A 19,614-nucleotide genomic window follows, 5' to 3' on the forward strand; every position below is an offset into this window, starting at 1 on the left:
GCTACGCTCGATTGGATAGGGAAGGTCTGGAAAGTTCCCAGGACCTCGGCATTTCTACGAAGCCGCTGTAGGAGCTATGCTTGCATGGCGAACCGCGCTTGCACGGGAATCGCCCGCAGGGCGATCAGGAATCTCAGAGCTCGACAGGTTTCAGAAAGAATGGCGGCCAGATTGATCTTTGTCACCTCGCTACGCTCGGTTAGCGGCTCTAGCGCCGCTCCTACAGGCGCGGCAACGCACCTTGAGCCTGCACGGCGGAGCCCGCGTCGAAGCTAGAAGCTAGTAGCTAGACACTTCCTCCCCCTGATCCTGCCATAGATGCTCCAGCGCGCAGATCTCGTCACAGAGTGCCGAGACCATTGGTGCCAGGGACTCCCGGCCGGTGCCGGTTTTCAGGGCTTCTTCCAGGGTCTTCGCTGCTGTCTCCAGGCGTGGGGTGCCACAGTAACGGGTGGCGCCGTGGAGTTTATGAACGCGTTCCAGCAGGGTTTCCTGGTCGCCACTGTCGAAGGCAGAAGAAATGGCCGGCCGGTCTTCTGACAGACTGTCCAACAGCATTTTCAGCATTTCATCGGCCAGCGATTGCCGGCCACCGGCACGGCGGCGGGCCAGGTCCTCATCGAATACCTTGTCGTTGTCCGGTTCACTATCTTCCCCTGAATCGGGCAGGGGCTGGTGAGGCTTTTCCATTACCCACTGTTCCAGAGTGTGGCGAAGCTGCCCTTCGGTAATCGGTTTACTCAGATAGTCATCCAGACCACTGTCGAGCAGATCCCGGCGTTCGCTTTCCAGGGCGTGAGCGGTCAGGGCAACGATGGGGGTGTGGCAACCGGGGGTTTCCAGTTCGCGTATTCTGGCCGTCGTGGCCTTGCCATCCATGCCCGGCATCTGGATGTCCATGAACACCAGATCGAACTCCTGGTCGCGAAATGCATCCAGAGCCTGTTGGCCGCTGTCACAGGGCGTGACGATGGCGCCCAACTCTTCCAGAAAGACCCTGGCCAGCTTCAGGTTACCAGGGTGATCGTCCACCACCATGACCGATACCGGGTAATCTAGCCGGTTGTCGGTGTGGGCATCCAGCTCACTGCTATCCAGTTCGCCACTCAAAGCCAGCAGGGCGTTGAACAGACGTTGGCGGGTGGCCGGTTTGCCCTGCACCTGGCAATGGGGATAGTGCTCCAGCCAGCGGCACACGGTTTCCGGGTTATTGCTCAGGGCAAGCATGGGCTGGCCCAGGGCGGCCAGATTATCCAGAACTGGCTGCATGCTCTGTTTTTGCGGGTGGGCGGGTAGGCCCACGATGAGAAAATCACTGTTGACCAGTTCCCCCCGGTCCAGCGCGGCCATCAGGTCATCCAGACTGTGGAATTCGTTGATGCGCATCTGCCAGTGGCTGAGCATGTGATACAGACCGAGTCGGCCATATTCGTCGGTTTCCACCAGCGTCACTGTGCGGCCCCGGAAGTGTTCCAGATGGGGAGACGGGCGCTGTTTCGGGTCCCGCTCAGCACGCAGGGTGAACCAGAAGGTGGACCCCTGGCCCTCACTGCTGTCGATGCCGATCTCGCCGCCCATGCCTTCTACCAGACGTTTGCTGATGGCCAGCCCCAGGCCAGTGCCACCTTCCTGGCGGCGGGCACTCTGGTCTGCCTGGGTAAAGGCGCTGAATAAATTTTTCTGCGTCTCCTGGCTCAGGCCGTTGCCGGTATCGGTCACCGTCAGCTTGATAATCGCCTCTGCACCCCGGTCTTCCTCCAGCATGGCGCGTACCACCACCGAGCCTTGCTCGGTGAACTTGATGGCATTGCTGAGCAGATTGGTGAGCACCTGGCGGATACGCAGCGGGTCACCGAGCAGGTTCACCGGCACATCGGAGTAGATGATGGCAGCCTGTTCCAGGCCCCGGTCCTGAGCCATGGGGGCCAGCAGGGTCTGCACATCCTCGATCAGATCGTGCAGGTTGAGCGGGGTATGCTCAAGCGACAGCTTGCCTGCCTCGATCTTGGAGAAATCCAGAATGTCGTTGATGATCGCCAGCAGCGAATCGGCGCTCTTGTGAATGGTGCCCAGGTAATCCTGCTGCCGGGGGCTCATGGAGGATTTTTCCAGCAGCTTGGTAAAGCCGATGATGCCATTGAGCGGGGTGCGGATTTCGTGGCTCATGTTGGCCAGGAATTCCGACTTGATCTGGCTGGCCTTGAGCGCTTCCTTGCGGGCCATGTCCAGCTCGATATTCTGGATCTCGATGGTTTCCAGGGTTTCGCGCAGATCCTGGGTAGCCTGGTCCACGTTCTGCTGCAGCTCGGTCTGGGCATCGGCCAGTGCCGACACCATCTGGCGCAGGGCAGTCTCCAGGTCTGCCAGCTCCCCCTTGGCCTGAGTATGAATGGCCATGCTCAGGTCACCGTCGCGAATGCGCCGCACGGCTGCCACCATTTCCCCGATCGGGTTTGTCAGCTGGTGGGAAAAGCGCAGAGCGGGCACCATGGCCAACAGCATCAGGCCCACCATCACCAGAATCACGGTGATCAGCCCTTCAAGGGTCGAGACGTATTCCCCCTGGCGGGTAAATTCCACAGTTAAGATGGCCGGTTCCCCGGGGTTGATATTGCGGGTCAGTTGCCAGCTGGTATCGGTAACCAGCCGTTGCCGACTGTCTTTCTGATTAATGCTGGTGACCGGACGCAGTCTTGGCCCGGCATGGAGAGTAGGATTATCACCACTGAAGTTCAGAGTGGCAGCACGCACGTCTTCGGCTTCCAGCAACTGGCGCAACAACTGTTGCTGGCGAGCAGTGTCAGTGATGGGGGTGCTTTCCAGGCGGGCGGCAAAGCTGTCGGCCACCAGCTGCTGGCGCTGGGCATTGGTATCGCGCACATCCACCAGCCGATTCACCAGGGAATAGCCACCCACCACCAGCGCCGCCATCAGAGCGGGTAAAATGGCCATGAACATCAGGCGTGAGCGCAGGCTTTGGTTGACCATGAATCCCCGTTCTTGCTGTTGTTTTCGCCCATTATGCCTGAGATAGGGGCAGCTGCCACGGACCCTGCCATTTCGTTTTAGCAGCCGTTGAAGCCTTGCTCGCAAGGCGAAGGGTTGCCAGCAGGCACGGCAGCAGATTGTGGCCTTCGCTTTGCGAGCAAGGTTATTCGCTTCGCCGCCCTGCCGGGTGTTACTCCGCTGCGCTACGTTCCAACGGGTGTTTCCCCTCCAATGTCCAGTATGCCGTTGGGTACATGAAGCGTGTTGCGTGTTGTCGCTTTAGGTACAATGCGCGCCATGAACCATAAAACCATCGAACAGACCGTGGGCAATACGCCCCTGGTTCGCCTGCAGCGGATGCCGGGCGACACCACCAATACCATTCTGGTGAAGCTGGAAGGCAACAATCCTGCAGGCTCGGTGAAAGATCGTCCGGCCCTGAACATGATCATGAAGGCCGAAGCGCGGGGCGAGATCAAACCCGGCGATACCCTCATCGAAGCCACCAGCGGTAACACCGGTATTGCCCTGGCCATGGCCGCCGCCATGCGTGGCTACCGCATGAAACTGATCATGCCCGCCAACCAGAGCCAGGAACGCCGCGACGCCATGGCAGCTTACGGCGCCGAGCTGATTTCCGTGACCAAGGAAGAGGGCATGGAAGGCGCTCGTGATCTGGCCCAGGCCATGCAGGCCCGGGGCGAGGGCAGGGTGCTGGACCAGTTCGCCAACGCGGACAATCCCATGGCCCATTATGAAAGCACCGGCCCGGAGATCTGGCGTGATACCGACGGTGGCGTTACCCACTTTGTCAGCTCCATGGGCACCACCGGTACCATCATGGGCTGCAGCATGTACCTGAAAGAGCAGAATCCGGCGATCCAGATTGTCGGCCTGCAGCCCACTGAAGGCTCGTCCATCCCCGGCATCCGTCGCTGGCCGAAGGAATACCTGCCGTCCATCTACGATGACTCCCGGGTAGATCGGGTAATGGATATGGATCAGGCCCTGGCCGAACACACCATGCGCCGGCTGGCCCGGGAAGAGGGCATTAGCTGTGGTGTCTCCTCCGGCGGTGCCGTTGCCGGGGCCCTGCGCCTGAGTGAAGAGCTTGAAAACGCCGTCATCGTGGCCATCATCTGTGACCGCGGCGACCGTTACCTGTCCACGGGGGTGTTCCAGCAAGAAGCCTGACGCTGGATGCCCGCTACCTGAAGCGGGCCCTTGCCATTTTGGAGAGCTGAATGAACGTACTGGTATTCGATATCGAGACCATCCCCGACCTGGACGGTGGACGACGCATCTATGACCTGGACGGTCTGAACGACAAGGACACAGCCAGTGCCCTGTTGAACCTGCGCCGCCAGGAAAATGGCACCGAATTCCTGCGCCTGCATCTGCACCGTATCGTCGCCATTTCCGTGGTGTTGCGCTCCACCCAGGGCGTCAAAGTCTGGTCCCTGGGAGACGAAGACAGCACCGAGAAGGAGCTGATTGAGCGCTTCTACGACGGCATCGACCGCTTCACGCCGAACCTGGTGAGCTGGAACGGGGGCGGGTTTGATCTGCCGGTGCTGCACTACCGGGCGCTCAAGCATGGCGTGCAGGCCCGTCGTTACTGGGAAACCGGTAATGAAGACTCCAGCTTCAAATGGAACAACTACCTCAGCCGTTACCACCAGCGCCACCTGGACCTGATGGATCAGCTGGCCCTGTTCAACGCCCGGGCCAACGCCCCGTTGGACCAGATCGCCACCCTGCTGGGCTTTCCCGGCAAGATGGGCATGAGCGGCGGCAAGGTATTCGATGCCTTCCAGGAAGGTAACCTCAAGGGCATTCGCGACTACTGTGAAACCGACGTGCTCAACACCTGGCTGGTCTACCTGCGCTTCCAGCTGATGCGCGGCGAACTGGACCCCACCGGCTACGAGCAGGAACTGACCCTGCTGAAGGATTACCTGAAAGCCGAAGGCCACCCGCACTTCCTCGGCTTCCTGGAAGCCTGGCAGGGTTAACCAGCCCTCCCAAGAATTCGTTGGAGCCTTGCTTGCAAGGCGAAGGGCCCGGTATGCCCCTTCGCCTTGCAAGCAAGGTTCCAACAGCATAATCGATGACAAGAGATCTTCATGGCCCGAAAACGCAAGCAGCTACCGGAAACCCCGGAACCCGCCAGCATTGAATCACTCAGCCACGACGGCCGCGGCATTGCCCGCCGTGATGGCAAGACCACCTTTATCGACAACGCCCTGCCCGGCGAAGAGGTGATGTTCAAGTTCACCTACATGCGCAGCAAATTCGACGAGGGTAAGGCAGTAGAAATTGTTCAGGCCTCGCCGGATCGGGTCGAGCCCCCGTGCCAGCACAGCACCCTGTGCGGTGGCTGCAGTCTGCAGCACATGAACCCGGATGTGCAGCTCGCCCGCAAGGAAGCCGTACTGCGCGAGCAACTGCAGCACTTCGGTGGGCTGGAACCGAAAGAATGGCTGGCACCGCTTACCGGCCCGGTCACCGGCTACCGCAGCAAGGCCCGCATGGGCGTAAAATACGTGGAAGCCAAAGGCGAAACCCTGGTGGGCTTCCGGGAAAAGCGCAACAGCTTCATCGCCCAGCTGCAGCAGTGCGAAGTGCTGATTCCATCCGTGGGCCATCGCCTGTCAGACCTGCGTACACTGATGCATGGCCTCAAGAGCCGCAGCCGCATTCCGCAGATCGAGCTGGCCGCCGGCGACGACGAGGTGGCGTTGATCATCCGCCATCTGGACCCGCTGCCCGATGAGGATCAACAGGCCTTCCTGGATTTCTGTCAGCCTCTGGGGTGGCACCTGTACCTGCAGCCTGGTAACGAAAGTACCGTGCATCGTATCTGGCCGGCGCTCACCGGGGCGGAGAACGAAGAGCGGCTCCACTACCGCCACCCCTCCGCCGATGTGGAACTGGCCTTCCATCCCACGGATTTCACCCAGGTAAACGCGGAGATCAACCGCAAGATGGTGCCGTTGGCACTGGACTTGCTGGACATCTCCCCGGACGACACCGTGCTGGATCTGTTCTGTGGCCTGGGTAACTTCACCATCCCGGCGGCCAAGCGGGCCAGCAAGGTGGTGGGCGTGGAAGTCAGCAGGGCCATGGTCGAGCGTGGCTACGAGAATGCCCGCCGCAATGGCCTGGAAAACCTGGACTTCCACGCCTGGGATCTGAGTCAGGATGTGGCCGGGCAAAGCTGGGCCAACCGCAAGTATGATCGTGTCCTGATTGACCCGCCGCGCACCGGTGCGCTGGAAATGATGAAACTGATGCCCCGCTTTGGTGCGAAACGGATCGTCTATGTATCCTGCAATCCGGCCACATTGGCGCGTGATGCCGGGGAACTCACCGCCCTGGGGTACCGTCTGAAAGCGGCGGGTGTGATCGATATGTTTCCTCACACCACCCACGTGGAATCCATCGCGGTGTTTGAGAAGAAATAACATGCGCCGGACGCCAGACGGCGGACGCCTGACGCGGAGATGTCTTCTGCGTCAGGCGTCTCGCGTCAGGCCTCCGGCGCCTCGGAGAGGATCATGGTAACAGTACGCCGCCCCACAGAAGGCGCTACCGGTCACTGGCGTGACTGGCTGGCGCACCTGGATACCCGGGCCCCAGTGCGCAACGGCGAGGCACTGGAGCAGGCCTGTGAGCGGTCGGAACAGTGCCAGATGGCCGGGGAGGCCGCCGGCCGCCACTGGCCCTACGGCAAGGGCTGCCTGGATATCGGCCTGGAAATGGCCGAGGTGTTGGTGGACCTGGGCGCCGATACGGATGTACTGCCCGCTGCCATCCTTTACCGCTCCGTGCGCGAAGGGCAGATATCACTGCCGGAGGTGGAAAAGGAATTCGGCCCGGACGTGGCCCGCCTGATCGAAGGCGTGCTGCGCATGGCCGCCATCAGCACCAATTTGAACCCCACTCGCAAGGCGGTGCTCGGCCAGCAGGACGGCCAGCTCGACAACATGCGCAAGATGCTGGTGGCCATGGTCGACGACGTGCGCGTGGCCTTGGTGAAACTGGCCGAGCGGACCGTGATCATCCGTGCCGTGAAGGAATCCGAGCCCGAGCGCCAGCGCAAGGTGGCCCAGGAAATCTTCGATATCTACGCGCCCCTGGCCCATCGTCTGGGGGTCGGGCAGCTCAAGTGGGAGCTGGAGGACCTGTCCTTCCGCTATCTGCAGCCCGGCGCCTACAAGAAGATCGCCAAGCTGTTGGACGAAAAGCGCCTGGCCCGGGAACAGTACATCGACAATGTGCTGGAGCAGCTTCGTGGCTACCTGGAGAAAAACGGCATCCACGGCGCCGAGGTCCATGGCCGGGCCAAGCATATCTACAGCATCTGGCGGAAGATGCAGAAAAAGCACCTGGAATTCGGCGAAGTCTACGACGTCCGCGCCGTGCGGGTGTTGGTACCGGAACTGCGTGACTGCTACGGCGCCCTGGGCATCGTCCATTCCCTGTGGCAGCACGTGCCCAAGGAATTCGACGACTATATCGCCAGCCCCAAAGCCAACGGTTACCAGAGCCTGCACACCGCCGTGGTGGGCCCGGAACGCAAGATGCTGGAAGTGCAGATCCGTACCTTCACCATGCATGAAGAGGCGGAGCTGGGTGTGTGCGCCCACTGGCGATACAAGGAAGGCGCCAAGAAGGGCAAGAGCGGCGTCAGCGACTACGAGCAGCGTATCGCCTGGCTGCGCCAGGTACTCGAATGGCACGAAGAGCTGGGCGAGGACAGCCCGGACACCATGGTGGACGAGCTGCGTCACGGCCTGGTCAGCGACCGGGTCTATGTGTTCACCCCGGAGGGCCACGTGGTGGATCTGGAAGCCGGCGCCACCCCGGTGGACTTCGCCTATCACATCCACACCGAAGTGGGGCACCGCTGCCGGGGTGCCAAAATCAATGGCCACATCGTGCCGCTCAACTACACCCTCAACACCGGCGAGCAGGTCACCATCCTCACCGCCAAGGAGGGCGGCCCCAGCCGCGACTGGCTGACCCCGTCGCTGGGCTACGTGGCCACGTCCTCGGCGCGGGCGCGCATTCACCAGTGGTTCAAGCGCCAGGATCGCGATGCACACATCATTCAGGGCAAGGCCATTCTCGAGAGAGAGATGTCCCGCCTGGCACTGGACAAGGTGGACTTGGACACCCTGGCCCCGCATCTGAACCTGAAAACCGGCGACGACGTGCTGGCGGCCCTGGGCGCCGGCGACCTGCGCCCCGGGCATGTGGTCAATCAGGTGCAGGCCCTGCAGCCCGATGACAGCCAGCGGGAACTGGACCTGGTGTTGTCCAAGCCCAAGGCCTCGAAAACCGGCGATGTGACCATCCAGGGGGTGGGCAACCTGCTCACCCACATGGCAGGCTGCTGCCAGCCGGTCCCCGGCGACCCGGTCATGGGCTTTATCACCCACGGGCGCGGCGTCACCGTACACCGTGCCGACTGTGAGAAGCTGCTGGCCATGCAGGGCGATGACCCCAACCGGGTCATCGAGGTCACCTGGGGCGAAGCCGACCGCATTACCTACCCGGTAGATGTCTTCCTGCGTGCCTGGGATCGCCAGGGCCTGCTCAAGGATGTGATCGCGGTACTGGCCAACGAAAAGGTCAATGTCACCGCCGTCCACACCCAGTCCCACCAGGACGACAACACCGCCACCATGCTCCTCACCCTGGAAATCGCCACCCTCGGCAACCTGGGCAAGGTGCTGGCCAAGATGGACCAGCTGAAGGGGGTGCTTGAGGTGCGGCGGTATAAAAAATAGTGAATAGTTAACAGTGAATAGTTAATAGTTCGCGGGGGACAGGGTTTCCTGTTTTGCAATACCGAGGCCGCGCCCATCGTTTGAGCGCGGCCTCATCGCTTGAAAACACAATAGCGACAGCCCGCGCGCTCTTAACTGTTCACTATTCACTGTTAACTAATCTACGTCGCCTTTTCGTAAGCACGGCCGCTACCAACAGAGGAAAGCATGTCTAACACCGAAACACTGCTGTCCATCATGGCTCAACTGCGCGATCCGGACTCCGGCTGCCCCTGGGATGTGAAGCAGGACTTTGACTCCATTGCCCCCTATACCATCGAAGAAGCTTTCGAGGTGGCGGAGGCGATTGCCCAGCGGGACTACCCGGAATTGAAGGAAGAGTTGGGGGATCTGTTGTTGCAGGTGGTGTTCCATTCCCAGATCGCTCGGGAGCGGGGACTGTTCGACTTCAACAACGTGGTTCAGGTGCTGTGCGACAAGATGGTGCGCCGCCATCCCCATGTGTTCGGTGAGTCGGATGCCGCCGACGAGCAGGCCGTGAAGGTCAATTGGGAGGCCATCAAGCAACAGGAACGCGCCGCCAAGGGCAGGGAGCACGACAGCGCCCTGGATGGCGTCCCCGCGGGCCTGCCAGCCCTGCAACGGGCCGCCAAGGTACAGAAGAAAGCTGCCAAAGTCGGCTTCGACTGGCCGGAAACACCACCGGTACGCCGCCAGGTAGACTATGAACTGGCAGAACTGGATGAGGCCCTGGCCAGTGGCGACCGAGCTGACATTGAGGATGAATTCGGCGATGTGCTGTTCACCCTGGTGAACCTGTCCCGCCACCTGAGGCTGGACCCGGAACAGGCCCTGCGCAAGGCCACCGCCAAATTCGAACGCCGCTTCCGGCAAATGGAGCACGACCAGCCCGAGCCTCTCAATACCTTGGACGACGACGCCCTGGAAGCCGCCTGGCAGAAGGCGAAAAAGTCGGGGGAGCTGTAGCGCGAGAATCTCTGCAGTCTTCCATTGTAGGAACGGAGCGTAGCGGAGTAACGCATTTAGTGCAGTGCGGCCCGAAGGGTGAGCGAAGCGAATAACTATGCTTGCATGGCGAACCTCGTGTAGCGAGGCGAGAGAGGTCGAGGCTATCGGCATTGTTTCTGGAGAGACCAGTCGAATTTTGGGATTCCTGATCGCCCTACGGGCGATTTCCGCGCAAGCGCGGTTCGCCATGCAAGCATAGCTCCTACAGTTCAAGGCAGCGGTTAGCCTCTACAGTCAAAAGTTCCCTCTGAAACAAAAACTTCACATTTGAGCAACTTTTCCGTCACTCTAACTCCCCATACTGCGTCACCAAGCAGTAACAAAGCCTGTTTGCGCAGGGATAAGCAGTACTGTTTAAAACGCCTGAATTGCCTGATTGAGGGAAAATCAAATGAAGAAGCAGATGTTAGCAGTTTTGGTCGGAGCTGCTGTTGCAAGCCCGGCATTAGTGATTGCAGACGACGCGCAAACGCGCGGTGGTCTGAAAATTGTATCCGCTGACGGAAACTTTGAAGGGTCTGTGGGGGGGCGTATTCATTTTGATGCGTATTTTTTCGACAATGACCTCACTGATTCGACCAGCACTTCTGAGTTTCGTCGTGCGCGTATCACCCTGAAGGGTAAGCTCTACGACTGGGGCTATGTGTTTGAAAACGACTTTGCCGGTCAAAGTGGTACCACGGGTACCGGTTTCCGTGACATGAACATCTACACCAAAGTCGGTCCCGGTAAACTGACTATTGGTCAGTTCAAGCCTTACAGAAGCATGGAAGAAATCACCAGCTCCAACGATATCCTGATGATGGAGCGTCCTTACGCTTCCGCCACGGGTATCTACAACGGCCGTCAGTTCCAGCAAGGTGTTGGCTATTTGATCTCTGATGACCAGTACACCCTTGGTGTAGCGGGTTTCAATACCAAGTCAGCTGGCGATAACCGTAACGAGGGTCTAGGCGGTTCTGCCCGGGCGACATTTGCACCGATCATGCAAGACAACATGGTAGTGCACATGGGTGCTTCCTACTCCGTGGAAAATGCCAACAGCATGACTACGGCTTTCGAAGCCGAGGCGGACTATGTAGGTCGCCGAGGTCCCAGCCAGACAATCGCTCTGACGACGGAAGGCGAAAGAGTGAACACTGTAGGGCTTGAAGCAGCAATTTCAGCGGGCCCTGTGTTCGCACAAGCAGAATATGCGATTGCAGACTTTGGTAATGCCACCGGTGGCGATGAAGAGGTTCAGACCTATTACATCCAGGGCGCATACACTCTAACTGGTCAGATGAAGCCTTATAAGTCCAGTAAAGGTGTGTTCACTACCGCCAAAGGGAACAACATTGTCCAGTTGACCGCGCGTTATGACTACATCGAAAACAAGGATGTGAAAGACCTGGAAGCAAAAACCACCAGTGTAGGTGTGAATTACTACCTCAATCCGGCCATGCGCTTCATGCTTAACTACGTGATGGGTGAGAATACCCTGACTGGTGATGAGTCCAACCAGGTGGCCCTGCGTGCCCAGATGGCATTCTAAAGCATGTCTTAACAAGTCTATTGACGCAGTCTTGCCCTGATTCAGGGTATTTTCTAGAATCGAGCCTCGTTTGGGGCTCGATTTTTTTGTTTTGAAACGGGTTGGTTCCCGGTACAGGCAGCTGTTCGGGTTTTTCTTGCCTGCCGGATAGGAATAGTCTTTTCATTCAGGGTAGGTCGCTTAAATAGACGCACCTATGGGGCTATTGGCTTACATCGTGAGGCCAAACTTGGATCGTGAGAGTGATATTGGGGAACAAATGTGTACAAAAGAAAAATTGTTGCCTTTTCCTTCCTGAGTATTGTTCTCGTCGTGCTGGCGGTGATTACCATCGTTTGGTCATCCTTTGTGACCGCGAAGCAGATCCAGCAGATCAATATGGCAAACTCTCTGCTTTCTGAACACCTCAAGCTATCCAGTACCTCTTATCGTCTTTTCAAACAGCTTACCGATGAGATTCTCTTTGGGGATCAGGCAAATCAGGCAAAAGTGAGAAACAAAAGGGCGCTAGTTTCCGAATCTCTGGGGAAAATCAAGGTTCTGGAGCGCCAGCAAAGAGAAACAGCAGGAGAAGAATATACTCAGGGCACCATAGAGGATACAGATGACCTTGAGAGAATCATCGATTCGATCATCTATTCACTGGAAGGTATCTCCAAGTTACCGCTGAGTGAAATTGAAAATGAGATGAAGTTTATTCTCGAAGAGAAGATCGATGTTGAGTTCAGGGACTCCATTAATTCTGCCGTCGTTCGACAAACCAACGTGGTCAAGGCATTCAACGCCCGTATTGATGCCATGAATGTAACCATATTCTGGGTTTCGATCGGTCTGGGGTTCCTCGCCGTTGTTTTGATGGGGGTGGGTGTCTGGGTTCTGGTGAATTCCGTTACCCGGCCGCTTTCTGCAATCAGTGATGCTGCAGATGCTATTGGCAAGGGAGATTTTTCATACAGGGTTCCTCGCGGTTTCGACAAAGAATTTGACCAGATAGCGGTTTTATTTAATGTCATGACCGAGAAATTACAGATCCAGCATTTGTCAGAGGATCAGGCTCGTCTGGAACTGGAGTATAAAGTCTCACAAAGAACAACCGAGTTGATGGCGGTGAACGCAGAACTGGCCAAGAGTGACTCAGTGAGACGGAGCTTTCTCGCGGATATCAGCCATGAACTCAGGACGCCGCTGACCATTATCCGCGGCGAAGCGCAAGTGGCATTACGTCATGCAGACAGGGATGTGAGGGATTATCAGGATGCACTCACCTGTATTCATGAACAGGCCATATCTCTGTCACACCTGGTCGATGATCTATTGTTTGTGGCGCGCACAGACTCTGGAACCATGCGTATTGACAAGCGTAATGTTGATCTCACGGCTTTGGCAGATGAAGTTATCCGTGATATGCGATCCCTGGCTGACAAGAATGATGTCTCTCTTGAGGCAAGTCATCCGGTGCCGGTATCCGCGGTCATTGACCCAGACAGAATAAAGCAGCTTTTTATCATACTGGTAGAGAATGCCCTTTCTTACTCGGGTGGGGGCTCATCAGTGAAGGTTTCCGTTTTGAAGCAACAGGGCAAGGCGGTTGTTCGTGTTACTGATGATGGCGTTGGCATCGATCCCAGGGATATCCCTTTTGTTTTTGAGCGGTTTTATCGAGGCGGAAGATCCTCATCCCGAAGCAAGGGGGTTGGCCTGGGTCTGGCTGTCGCCAAGTCGATCATTGATGCCCATGAAGGGAAAATTAACCTTGAGAGCGATTTGGGGAAAGGAACCTCCATTGAGATTGAGTTGCCGTGTGAAGAGAGCGTATGAAGATTCTTATCGTAGAAGATGAAGAAAGGCTGGCTTCTTTTTTATTTCGGGGGCTCAAGGCTGAGGGATATTTTTGCGATGTGGCTACGGATGGAGAGAAAGCCCTGCAGGCCTGCCTTTATGGCGATTATGAGCTGGTTATCCTGGACCGTATGCTTCCCAAAAAAGATGGCATGTATGTTCTGACTAAAATCAAGGAAAAAAAGCCGGAAACCAAGGTTTTGATGCTCACAGCCCTGGATGATACGGAGGACAGAATTCTGGGGTTAAGATCTGGAGCCGATGATTACCTGGGAAAACCCTTTGATTTTGAGGAGCTTCTTGCGCGGATAGAGGCGCTTTCCCGACGATTTGCCCAGCATGCTGAAGACTTGCTGAAGTCGGGGGATGTTGTCATGGATGTCGACCAGCGTCTGGTGTGGAAAAACAACATTGTGGTCAAGATGACTCAAATGGAGTTTGATCTTTTACGGTATTTTTTGACTAACCAGGGAAAGGTTCTTTCGAGAGAGAAGATATTGTCGCGGGTTTGGTCAAACAGTGAAGATCCTATGACAAATATTGTTGATGTCTACATTCGGCGAATACGAGTCAAATTAAATGATGATGGTTCTTTCATCGAAACCGTCCGTGGCGTTGGGTACCGGATCTCGAATTCTGACCAATGTTAATCTTCTGTTAATGTTGGCTAAAGTACCCATTCATAGCCGGAATATTACAGTTACTCCTGAAATTCAACAGGAGTTAAACCATGAAAATTCAGTCTCTGTTCGCTATCTCGGCTTTGTCTCTTGCATCTACTTCCGTCTTCGCCTCGGCAATCACCGAGTCAGATATTATCGAGGCCCAGAAAAAATGGGGCACAGGTATTGTTGAAATCGGTGAAGCTAAGACCAGCGGCGGAGATTACTCCCAAGTAGCAAAAGACTTGATTGATGATCTCTATGCATACGACCACGGTCCAGTTGCATTCAAGCCGACTCTGGCCGCTGATGACCAGTTTCGAGGCGATTTTGACGAAGCGTTGAGCTACTTCGTTGGCGGTTCCATCGAGGAAGATAAAGGTTTTGCCATCAAACCATGGACCAATGTTCGCTTTGAAAACGAAGAAGTGATCATTAATGGAAGCCAGGCAATCGCTATGGGCAATTATTACTTCACCACCGTCGAAGGTGAAGAAGTCAAGGTCGAGTACAGCTTCGGTTATACGCATGTGGATGATGAGCTGTTGATCAACCTGCATCACTCATCCCTGCCGTACGCGAAGTAATTTCTCCCCCCTCAATCTTGAAGCATTGCCGCCCACGCAAATGGGCGGCTTTTTTTTGGCTGGCGTCGAGTCGCCCCCAATCGTTCGCCATGCAAGCATGGCTCCTACAGCGGACAGTGCGTTTGTTTTGTAGGAGCTATGCTTGCATGGCGAACCATACCCATCCGTTCCATAACACGATATCGGCGATTCATTCCGCAAACCTCGGATCACCCCTGCCATAAAGCGTCATTCCTACAGGCAAATAAGATATTGCCGATACCGCTTTCCCGCTACGCAATGAAAACTGGCGGCATGACTAGAATCTTTCAGGGTGAAAATCTGCGCAAAGGCCGATGCAGCCAGATCGGACAAACCTATCTGGTCACCTGTGTGACTGCAGCAAGATCTCCCCTTTTTCTTAACCATCAAACAGCCCGTCATCTTTGCAGGGCAATTCAATATTCCGACCAGATAGCTGCCAGCCATACCTGGTGTTATGTCGTAATGCCGGACCACATGCATTGGCTATTCTCCCTGCAGGATGCCTATACGTTGTCGCAAGCTGTCAGAATGATCAAAAGCCGTACATCCAGGCTTGCCGGGATTCCTCTCTGGCAGAGAGGGTTTCATGATCATGCCCTGCGCGCTGACAAGGATCTCTTGCCGACGGCAAGATACATTATTGCCAACCCGCTCCGGGCCGGCCTGGTTGAGCGGGTAGGGGAGTACCCGTATTGGAATGCGGCCTGGCTTTAAGAAATCAGCGGGTTATTAATGGTCCGGGATGAAGGCGGTTCGCCATGCAAGCATAGCTCCTACGGGGAGAGCTGGGTCAGCAGGATCGGTTGTAGGAGCTATGCTTGCATGGCGAACCGCCTCTTACGCTTCTGACATGTGCATAGGCCGGCAACCAAACAGGCCGGTTGTGACACTCCCCAATGGCATCAGCCCTTTTTTCCCGACAAATCATGGCATCCTCCTTGCTCCTCTGCTATCAAGAACACATCAAGCCATAGCGCCAGGACGAGGTCACGGATGAAACAGACGCATTATCATACCTGCAATCTCTGCGAAGCCATGTGCGGTATCGAGATCGAGCATCGCGGTGACGAGATTCTGGCCATCCGTGGCGACAAGGACGACCCGTTCAGCAAAGGCCATATCTGCCCCAAGGCCGTGGCCTTGCAGGACCTGCACAACGACCCAGACCGCCTGCGCCACCCGGTGAAGCGCACTGCCGACGGCTGGGTGCCGATCAGCTGGGATGACGCTCTGGACGAGACCGCCCGGCGCCTGCATAACATCCAGGAAGTCCATGGCAAGGACTCGGTCGCCCTTTACTTCGGCAACCCCACCGCCCACAACCACGGCGCGCTCTTTACCCTGTTGCCCTTCGTTAAAGCCTTGCGCAGCCGCCAGCGCTACAGTGCCACTTCCGCCGACCAGCTCCCGCATATGCTGGCCACCTGGCAACTGTTCGGCCACCAGGTTCTGTTTCCCATTCCGGATGTGGACCGCACCGACTACTTTCTGATCATCGGCGGCAACCCGCTCGCGTCCAACGGTTCCATCATGACCGTACCGGATGTGAAAGGGCGCCTGAAGGCCATCCAGAAACGCGGCGGCAAGGTGGTGGTCATCGACCCGCGCCGCACCGAAACCGCCAAGATGGCCGACGAACATCACTTCGTGCGCCCCGGCACCGACGTTTACCTGTTGCTGGCCATCGCCCAGGTATTGTTCGAAGAGCTGCTGGTGGCGCCGGGCCGGCTGGACGACATCCTCGATGGCAAAAAGGACATGGCCCGCCTGGTCGCCAACTGGAAACCGGAGAAAGTGGCCGACACCGTGGGCCTGCCCGCCGATGCCATCCGCAAGCTGGCCCGCGACATCGCCGCAGCCCCGCGCGCTGCCATCTACTCCCGCGTGGGTGTCACCACCAGCGCCCATAGCACCCTCAGCGCCTGGCTGGTGTATGTGATCAACATCCTTACCGGTAACCTGGACCGGGAAGGCGGCGTCATGTTCACCAAGCCCGCCTTCGATATCGTGGCCCTCGGTGCCCTGAGCGGCGACACCGGCAGCTTCGACCGCTACCGCAGCCGGGTGCACGGCTACCCGGAGTTCGGTGGCGAATTCCCGGTGACCACCCTGGCCGATGAAATGCTGACCCCGGGCAAGGGGCAGGTAAAAGCCTTTGTCTCCCACGCCGGTAACCCGGTGTTGTCCTGCCCGGATGGCCAGAAACTGGATCAGGCCCTGAACAACCTGGATTTCATGGTCAGTATCGACTTCTACATCAATGAAACCACCCGTCACGCGGACATCATCCTGCCGCCCACCGGGCAGCTGGAACACGCCCAGTTCGACCCCATCTTCCAGGCCGTGGCCGTGCGCAACGTGGTGAAGTTCACCCCGCCGCTGGTGCCCAAACCCGAAGGCTCCCTGCATGACTGGGAGATCCTCAACGGCCTCACCACCAGGCTCAATCGCCTGCGCGCCCGGGACCGTAAAACCCGCCTGCAAATCGCCGCCACCGACCGCTTTGTCCGCAAACTGGGCGATCGCGGCCTGGTGGATCTGGGCCTGCGGCTGGGGCCCTATGGCACCGGCGGCAAGGTGCTGGATGACCTGCGCCGCGATGGATTGCACTCGCTACCCAAAGTGGCCTGGAAGGTGCTCAGAGGTGAACGTAAGGGGCTGACCCTGAAAAAGCTGCTGGCGGAACCCCATGGCATGGACCTTGGGCCACTGGAACCCATGCTCCCCGAGCGCCTGTTCACCCGGGATCAGCGCATCAACCTGGTGCCGGCTCTCTATTTCCGGGCTCTGCAAGGGCTGCCGGCGCCCAAACCGGTGGCGCCCGAGCAGATGCTGATGATTGGCCGTCGCCACATCCGCAGCAACAACTCCTGGATGCACAACAGCCAGCGGCTGGTGAAAGGAAAGGGGCGTTGCAACGCCATGATCCACCCGGATGATGCCAAACGGCTGGCCTTGGCAGAGGGTGACGACGTGGTGGTGAGCACTCCCGCCGGCACCATTACCCTGCCGGCCTGGCTTTGCGACGACATCATGCCCGGCGTGATCAGCGTGCCCCACGGCTGGGGCCATGATCGCGAAGGTGTATTGCTCGCTGTTGCCCGGCGCGTGGCTGGCCAGAGCGTCAACGACATCATCGGCAGCAACCGCGTGGAAGCCGTCACCGCCATGGCCCAGCTCAATGGTATCCCGGTAACTGTGGAACCTGCCAAAGCCCCCAAGCGCCGGAAGAAGGCGGGGTAGTGCGTAAGCTTGAGCGTTGCAGGTACGGCAAAACACATTGCGGCCAGGGGATGTGATCACAGGCCCCCGTCAATGCTCTTAAGGCGCTGTAGTTGTAGGAGCTATGCTTGCATGGCGAACAACCCCGGCCCGTTCGCCATGCAAGCATAGCTCCTACAAAATACCTTTCAGGGCTTCGGTTATCCGGTGCCTCACAAACCCGCTCCATCTAAAGCGCATTCACCTCGCCTTGTCCCACCTTGCGGCAATCTACGCTTAAAGGAGAATCCCAATGCGCCGCATCCTTATCATTGTGAGTCTGATCATGCTGCAAGCCTGCCAAACCCACCCGCAAGACCCCATCCAGATCGCAGACAATCTGAACCTGGATCGTTTCATGGGCGACTGGTATGTGATCGCCAACATCCCAACCTTGCCTGAAAAGGGCGCCTACAATGCGATGGAGAACTACAAACGCATCGGGCCCAACAAGATCGCCACCACCTTTACCTTCCGCAAAGGCGGTTTCGATGGGGAGTTCAAGCGCATGACCCCCACCGGTTTTGTCAGCGATGTGGACCCGGCCATCTGGGGCATGCGTTTTATCTGGCCCTTCAAGGCGGATTTTCGGGTGCTGTATGTGGACGAGGATTACCAGGCCACCATCATCGGCCGTGAAAAACGCGATTACCTCTGGATCATGGCCCGCCAGCCACATATCAGCGACGCCACCTACAGCAAACTCAAGAACATCGCTCGCAACCGGGGTTACAACCTGGATGAGCTGCAGGAGGTGCCCCAGCAGTGGGATGAATAGCCTGCCGAGGTGATTTGCCCCCTTCGCCTTGCGAGCAAGGCTCCAACGCCAGTCCTGAAGCCCCTCACTCGTTGGAGCTTTGCTCGCAAAGCGAATTGGCGGGCAACGGAGCGCACCGCTTGCCCTTCGGGCTGCTTTTCATGCGTTGCTGGGATCCGGTTGTTCCAACGGCTCCGTTATCCCCACCCCCTTGAAATCCACCGCCAACCCTCCATCACTGAACTACCAGCCATGACAAGCAAGGAGCCCCCATGAATGTCTTGATCGCCGGCGCCAACGGCAAAATCGGTCGTCGCCTGATCCCTCATCTGGTGGCGGATAACATTCAGGTGCGCGCCATGGTCCGCGATCTGCGCCAGAAAGCCGATCTGGAGATACTGGGCGCCCATGAAGTGGTAGAAGCGGATCTGGAAGGGGATTGCCGCCAGGCCCTGGAAGGCCAGGATGTAGTCATCTTCACCGCCGGCTCCGGCCCCCACACCGGCCCCGAGAAAACCATCGACGTGGATCAGAACGGTGCCATCAGCCTGATCAACCAGGCCAAAGCGCAAGGAGTAGGGCGCTTTATCATGGTCAGCTCCATGCGCGCCGACGACCCGGAGTCCGGCCCGGAAAGAATGCGTCATTACTTCGCCGCCAAGGGCAAGGCCGACGACCACCTGCGCGCCAGCGGGCTCAACTACACCATCGTACGCCCCGGCCGGCTCACCGAAGAGCCGCCCCTGGAAAAAGTGAAGGTTGCTGAGAAATTGAAAGACTTTGGTGATATATCTCGCGAAGATGTGGCGAACGTGCTTTCTGAAACTGCTCGATCCGAGCTGGAAAACCGGGAGTTCGACGTCATCGCCGGCCCAACCCCCATCCGGGAAGCCCTCGATGCGCTCTGAGTCAAAATAACCGCGACCGCCCAACCCCAAAATCCGTTGGAGCTTTGCTCGCAAAGCGAAAGCGTTGGGCCAGGCACGGCGCCGGCTTCCAGCCCTTCGCCTTGCAAGCAAGGCTCCAACGGTTTGGTAAACCTGCCGAGTCGCTCAGGCACAAGCTCCCCGCTTTGTCAGACAAGCCGCTTACCCCCCGAAAGCCCTCTACGCTACTATTCACGGGCTCGGCTCAG

General features: G+C 57.8%; 14 protein-coding genes. 13 read left to right on the forward strand and 1 reads right to left on the reverse strand.

Annotated features, from left to right (window positions below; genetic code table 11):
* Positions 1-279: 279 nt before the first annotated feature.
* The gene (locus B3Q33_RS02605; protein WP_035246817.1) at positions 280-2,988 is read right to left on the reverse strand and encodes an ATP-binding protein; all 2,709 of its coding nucleotides are present in this window, start codon (positions 2,986-2,988) and stop codon (positions 280-282) included.
* A gap of 297 nt (positions 2,989-3,285) precedes the next feature.
* Here B3Q33_RS02605 and cysM point away from each other — a divergent pair, with 297 nt between their 5' ends.
* The 13 genes from cysM to B3Q33_RS02670 all read left to right on the forward strand — a co-directional run bounded on the left by cysM (position 3,286) and on the right by B3Q33_RS02670 (position 19,387).
* Entirely contained in the window at positions 3,286-4,182 is an 897-nt protein-coding gene (cysM, locus tag B3Q33_RS02610) for a cysteine synthase CysM (RefSeq protein WP_035246904.1), read from the forward strand.
* Between the two features lie 50 nt (positions 4,183-4,232).
* Positions 4,233-5,003: a 3'-5' exonuclease gene (locus B3Q33_RS02615; protein WP_035246819.1), complete on the forward strand. Its 771-nt coding sequence runs from the start codon at positions 4,233-4,235 to the stop codon at positions 5,001-5,003.
* Between the two features lie 111 nt (positions 5,004-5,114).
* Positions 5,115-6,455 (forward strand): 23S rRNA (uracil(1939)-C(5))-methyltransferase RlmD, encoded by a 1,341-nt coding sequence (gene rlmD / locus B3Q33_RS02620; protein WP_272961584.1) that lies wholly within the window; start codon positions 5,115-5,117, stop codon positions 6,453-6,455.
* A 93-nt stretch (positions 6,456-6,548) separates the two neighbouring features.
* Complete coding sequence (gene relA, locus B3Q33_RS02625) at positions 6,549-8,786, forward strand: GTP diphosphokinase (RefSeq protein WP_273010255.1); 2,238 nt, start codon at positions 6,549-6,551, stop codon at positions 8,784-8,786.
* Positions 8,787-8,993: 207 nt separating this feature from the next.
* On the forward strand, positions 8,994-9,773 hold the full coding sequence (gene mazG, locus B3Q33_RS02630) for a nucleoside triphosphate pyrophosphohydrolase (RefSeq protein WP_272975761.1): 780 nt from the start codon (positions 8,994-8,996) through the stop codon (positions 9,771-9,773).
* 433 nt (positions 9,774-10,206) lie between these two features.
* Positions 10,207-11,349: an OprO/OprP family phosphate-selective porin gene (locus B3Q33_RS02635; RefSeq protein ID WP_272975762.1), complete on the forward strand. Its 1,143-nt coding sequence runs from the start codon at positions 10,207-10,209 to the stop codon at positions 11,347-11,349.
* Between the two features lie 261 nt (positions 11,350-11,610).
* On the forward strand, positions 11,611-13,167 hold the full coding sequence (locus tag B3Q33_RS02640) for a sensor histidine kinase (RefSeq protein ID WP_272975763.1): 1,557 nt from the start codon (positions 11,611-11,613) through the stop codon (positions 13,165-13,167).
* Positions 13,164-13,838, forward strand: coding sequence for a response regulator transcription factor (locus tag B3Q33_RS02645; protein WP_272975764.1), 675 nt, complete (start codon positions 13,164-13,166; stop codon positions 13,836-13,838). Before B3Q33_RS02640 ends, B3Q33_RS02645 begins: the two co-directional genes overlap by 4 nt.
* A gap of 80 nt (positions 13,839-13,918) precedes the next feature.
* Positions 13,919-14,437 carry a phosphoribosyl-AMP cyclohydrolase gene (locus B3Q33_RS02650; protein ID WP_272975765.1) on the forward strand — a complete coding sequence of 173 codons (519 nt, stop codon included), beginning with the start codon at positions 13,919-13,921 and terminating at the stop codon, positions 14,435-14,437.
* A gap of 294 nt (positions 14,438-14,731) precedes the next feature.
* The gene (locus tag B3Q33_RS02655; protein WP_273010254.1) at positions 14,732-15,175 is read left to right on the forward strand and encodes an REP-associated tyrosine transposase; all 444 of its coding nucleotides are present in this window, start codon (positions 14,732-14,734) and stop codon (positions 15,173-15,175) included.
* Positions 15,176-15,454: 279 nt separating this feature from the next.
* Positions 15,455-17,704, forward strand: a complete 2,250-nt coding sequence (locus B3Q33_RS02660) for a molybdopterin-dependent oxidoreductase (protein WP_273010253.1) — start codon at positions 15,455-15,457, stop codon at positions 17,702-17,704.
* A 271-nt stretch (positions 17,705-17,975) separates the two neighbouring features.
* Positions 17,976-18,500: a lipocalin family protein gene (locus tag B3Q33_RS02665; RefSeq protein ID WP_273010252.1), complete on the forward strand. Its 525-nt coding sequence runs from the start codon at positions 17,976-17,978 to the stop codon at positions 18,498-18,500.
* Between the two features lie 251 nt (positions 18,501-18,751).
* Positions 18,752-19,387: an SDR family oxidoreductase gene (locus B3Q33_RS02670; protein ID WP_273010251.1), complete on the forward strand. Its 636-nt coding sequence runs from the start codon at positions 18,752-18,754 to the stop codon at positions 19,385-19,387.
* Positions 19,388-19,614: the final 227 nt, after the last annotated feature.

Origin of the sequence: Alcanivorax sp. UBA3183 (assembly GCF_002364155.1) — a bacterium.
In the GTDB taxonomy this organism is placed as follows: Bacteria; Pseudomonadota; Gammaproteobacteria; order Pseudomonadales; family Alcanivoracaceae; genus Alcanivorax; species Alcanivorax jadensis.

Bases quoted from the DNA above. Each gene is read 5' to 3' on its own strand.
- cysM (WP_035246904.1), top strand. From the start codon at position 3,286: ATGAACCATAAAACCATCGAACAGACCGTGGGCAATACGCCCCTGGTT.
- B3Q33_RS02670 (WP_273010251.1), top strand. From the start codon at position 18,752: ATGAATGTCTTGATCGCCGGCGCCAACGGCAAAATCGGTCGTCGCCTG.
- B3Q33_RS02615 (WP_035246819.1), top strand. From the start codon at position 4,233: ATGAACGTACTGGTATTCGATATCGAGACCATCCCCGACCTGGACGGT.
- relA (WP_273010255.1), top strand. From the start codon at position 6,549: ATGGTAACAGTACGCCGCCCCACAGAAGGCGCTACCGGTCACTGGCGT.
- B3Q33_RS02650 (WP_272975765.1), top strand. From the start codon at position 13,919: ATGAAAATTCAGTCTCTGTTCGCTATCTCGGCTTTGTCTCTTGCATCT.
- mazG (WP_272975761.1), top strand. From the start codon at position 8,994: ATGTCTAACACCGAAACACTGCTGTCCATCATGGCTCAACTGCGCGAT.
- B3Q33_RS02655 (WP_273010254.1), top strand. From the start codon at position 14,732: ATGACTAGAATCTTTCAGGGTGAAAATCTGCGCAAAGGCCGATGCAGC.
- B3Q33_RS02605 (WP_035246817.1), bottom strand. From the start codon at position 2,988: ATGGTCAACCAAAGCCTGCGCTCACGCCTGATGTTCATGGCCATTTTA.
- rlmD (WP_272961584.1), top strand. From the start codon at position 5,115: ATGGCCCGAAAACGCAAGCAGCTACCGGAAACCCCGGAACCCGCCAGC.
- B3Q33_RS02660 (WP_273010253.1), top strand. From the start codon at position 15,455: ATGAAACAGACGCATTATCATACCTGCAATCTCTGCGAAGCCATGTGC.
- B3Q33_RS02665 (WP_273010252.1), top strand. From the start codon at position 17,976: ATGCGCCGCATCCTTATCATTGTGAGTCTGATCATGCTGCAAGCCTGC.
- B3Q33_RS02645 (WP_272975764.1), top strand. From the start codon at position 13,164: ATGAAGATTCTTATCGTAGAAGATGAAGAAAGGCTGGCTTCTTTTTTA.
- B3Q33_RS02635 (WP_272975762.1), top strand. From the start codon at position 10,207: ATGAAGAAGCAGATGTTAGCAGTTTTGGTCGGAGCTGCTGTTGCAAGC.